Consider the following 3369-nt stretch of genomic DNA (forward strand, 5'->3'; position numbering starts at 1 on the left):
AGGCTGTTTCGCGAAACCTCCTTCGGCCTTGCCGCCACCAGCGCCATCGAAGCGACAGCGGCAGCCGTCCACAGCCCGACCTCGCGCCCGGCCACCAGCAGCGTGTAGACGATGATCAGCATGGCAAGCGTTGCGATCGAAGCGCTCGATCCGGAAAGCCTGAGCAGCGGCGTGCCGGTCAACAGGCCGACGATGACCGCGAGCGCAAGGACGACGGCCAGCGCCGCGAAGAAGGAGAGTTGATACCCGGCGAGGAATTGCGGCAGGTCGCGCAGCGCCGTTCGTTGCAAGGCGGTCGGCATGGTGAGGATGCCGGTGGCGTAGGCGCCAAGGCCGACAAAGGCGGCCTGACCGAACGAGACGATGCCGCTGTTGCCAGAGAATATCTGCAGGCCAAGCACCGCCGTCAGCATGATCGCGGCATAGGTGACCACACGTTGCATGGCGGCGCTGCCAAAGATGAAGGCGGCAAGCGCCACCAGCAGCAGCACCGCGACCATGCACAGGGCATCGGCAGTGGCGTTGCGAAACGCGGCCGGCATGAAGCCACTGGGCTTGCTCTCGCTCATCGTCACCGACGCCATTACGCGGCCCTGAAGCGATCGGGTGAAAACGGCGCCAGGATCGGTTGCGCGCCTTCGGTGACCAGCCTGGCCACCGCCTCGCCGACTGCCGGCCCGGTCTTGAAGCCGTGGCCGGAGGATCCCGCCGAAACGACCAGCCCTTCGACGTCAGGCATGGCGCCGATGACCGGCAGATCGTCGGGGCTCATGTCGTAGAGTCCGGCATAGCCGGGCCGGATGCCAAGCTCGGCCATGGCAGGGACTCTGCCAGCGAAGGTCTCCAGAATCTCGACCGATTCCTGCTCCTCGACACCTTCCATGTAATCATCAGGATTTTGGACCAAACGCGGGCGGCCCGCATGTTCGTGGCGCAGGCCGGTGCCGCCACCAGCCCAGGTGCCGGCCAGGATGACGCCGTCATTGTCAGGCCGTGCATAGTTGCAGGAAATGTCGTCGCACCAGGCGAAAGGCATGACCTGCCTTGCCTTGCCGGCTGCGTCGAGGACGGCCATCGGATGGCGCTCGACATGCAGCGGCAGATCGAGGCCGACCGTCGCCAGCAGGCGGCGCGTCCACGGCCCGGCGGCCAGGACGACGGTACCGGCTTCCAGCACCGTTCCATCGGTCAAGGTGACGCCGGTGATGCGGTCGCCCTGCCGTTGAAGGCTCTCGACCAGCGTGTTCTGCATGATCCTGGCACCGTTGGCGCGGGCGGCACGGGCGATGGCGTTGGTGGCGCCGAAGGCATCGGCGTAGCCATATTCCGGCTCCCACAGCGCCATTGCGACATTGTCCAGGGCAAAGCCGGGTGCCGCGTCGGCAAAGGCCTGCGGCGACAATGTCTCGATGCGCGCGCCCTCGCCGCGGATGCGTTCGGCCGCCGCCGTCCAACTCACCTTGTTGTCGTTGCCGCAGACCCACATCATGCCGATTTCGGTGACGAAAGAGCCTTCGCCCGCGATTTCCGGCAGCGACACCAGGATCTCGCGGCCACGTATGGAAAGCTGCGACAATTCCGGCATCAGGTAGAAGGCGTGCAGCAGCGCCGACGATTTGCCCGACGGGCCGCCGGCGGGATGGGTCTGCTCGACCAATGTGACCTTCACACCGGCCTTGGCCAGATGATAGGCGGCGCTCGATCCGACAATGCCGGCACCGACGACGATGACGTCGCTTCCGTTTCGCATGGCTGTTCCCCACAGTCTCTTGGCTGCTTTCCGACAAGGTAGGGCCAGCGATCACGCAATGTCAACATCTCTTCATTGTTGACCAAGATTTAAATCTCTGTAATAAACTCGACAAAACAAGAGAACACGGATTTCGGGGAGGCCCATGGCGATACGCGATGTTCTGATGCGCGGGGATCTTGCGCTGACGCCGTCGGAAGAGAAGATCGTCCGACTGCTGTTGACGGACTATCCGACCTCCGGCCTCGGCACCGCCTCATCGCTCGCCCGGCGCGCTGGCGTCAGCGATCCGACCGTGGTGAGACTGGTCGTCAAGCTCGGCTATGAAGGGTTTCCGGATTTCCAGGCGAAGCTTCTGGCCGAAGTCGAGGCAAGACTGCACTCGCCGCTGCTGATGATGGAGGCCAAGCGGCAGAGCGGCTCCAACGACAGCGCCGTGCTGGCCTATCTCGACAGCGTCACCACGGCCTTGCAGAAAGCCACCGCCGCGACACCCATCCAGACATACGAGCGGGCGGCCCGCCTGCTGATGGAGGTCAAGGGCGAGATTGTGATGGTCGGCGGCCGGTTCAGCCGTCACATCGCCGGCATGCTGGCCGGCTATCTCGTGCAGTTTCGCTCCGGGGTTCGCGATCTCGGCGTGCTTTCTCCACAGACTTTCGACACGCTCGCCGACCTCGACCGGCGCGACGTGCTCGTCGTGTTCGACTACCGCCGCTACCAGCTCGACGTCATGGCCTATGCGAGCCAAGCGGCGGCGCTCGATGTGCGCATCGTCCTGTTCACCGACCAATGGCTGTCGCCGATATCAGACCTCGCCGAAGTCACCATCGTCAGCCCGCTCGAAGTCGCCTCGCCCTATGACACGCTGGCGCCGGCAATCGCCCAGATGGAGGCGCTGGTCGCCCATATCGTTTCGACGCTGGGCGACGACGCGCGCGCCCGCATTGAGCGGCTCGAAAGGGTGCGACATGCCAATGCCGTGACACTCGACAGCGACCCGCAAGAGAACGGCGCGCGCAAGATACCCGGACCCCGCAAGACGCCGGGACCCAAATCAGCAAAGCAGGACGACAAAGCATGACCCAGGCCCTACCCAAACGAGACGAAGCCTTCCGTGCCGGCGAAACGGCCCTGCTGCTCGTCGACATGCAGCGCATCTGGCTGGAGCCGGGCGCAGATCCGTCGCATCCGGAGCGTGGGCCCGATCACTATTTCTACCGGCAGACATCGTCACAGACGATCCCCAACCAGGAGCGCCTGCTGGCCGCTGCGCGGGCCAATGGCGTCGAGGTGCTGCACACCATCATCCAGAGCCTGACCGAAGACGGCCGTGACCGCTCGCTCGACCACAAGCTGACGCCGATCCATGTCGCGCCCAGCCTCCCGGAGGGTCTGCCGGTGCCGGCGCTGGCGCCGGTCGGCGACGAGATCATGCTGCCGAAGACGTCGTCCGGCATCTTCAACTCGACCAATGTCGACTATCTCCTCAAGAACCTCGGCATCCGCTATCTCGTCGTGGTCGGCGTGCTGACCGATCAATGCGTCGACATGACGGTGCGCGACGGCGCCGACCGCGGCTATCTTGTCACCTGCGTATCGGATGCCTGCGCCACCAT

General features: G+C 64.8%; 3 protein-coding genes and 1 pseudogene. 2 read left to right on the forward strand and 2 right to left on the reverse strand.

What is annotated here, in order from left to right; genetic code table 11:
- Positions 1-569: pseudogene (locus EN984_RS27470) on the reverse strand (ABC transporter); the annotation flags it as partial.
- Positions 570-583: 14 nt separating this feature from the next.
- Positions 584-1750, reverse strand: a complete 1167-nt coding sequence (locus EN984_RS27475) for an FAD-binding oxidoreductase (protein WP_127270506.1) — start codon at positions 1748-1750, stop codon at positions 584-586.
- 145 nt (positions 1751-1895) lie between these two features.
- Here EN984_RS27475 and EN984_RS27480 point away from each other — a divergent pair, with 145 nt between their 5' ends.
- Together EN984_RS27480 and EN984_RS27485 are read left to right on the forward strand one after the other, a co-directional pair.
- Positions 1896-2834 carry a MurR/RpiR family transcriptional regulator gene (locus EN984_RS27480; protein ID WP_127271273.1) on the forward strand — a complete coding sequence of 313 codons (939 nt, stop codon included), beginning with the start codon at positions 1896-1898 and terminating at the stop codon, positions 2832-2834.
- Positions 2831-3369 (forward strand): isochorismatase family cysteine hydrolase (locus EN984_RS27485; protein ID WP_164765681.1); only part of this gene is annotated, 539 nt, incomplete at its 3' end. The genes EN984_RS27480 and EN984_RS27485, both read left to right, overlap by 4 nt.

The organism is Mesorhizobium sp. M7A.F.Ca.CA.004.12.1.1 (assembly GCF_003997835.1).
Classification (GTDB): Bacteria; Pseudomonadota; Alphaproteobacteria; order Rhizobiales; family Rhizobiaceae; genus Mesorhizobium.

Coding starts and splice junctions, on each gene's coding strand:
- EN984_RS27475 (WP_127270506.1), bottom strand. CDS start 1,750: ATGCGAAACGGAAGCGACGTCATCGTCGTCGGTGCCGGCATTGTCGGA.
- EN984_RS27480 (WP_127271273.1), top strand. CDS start 1,896: ATGGCGATACGCGATGTTCTGATGCGCGGGGATCTTGCGCTGACGCCG.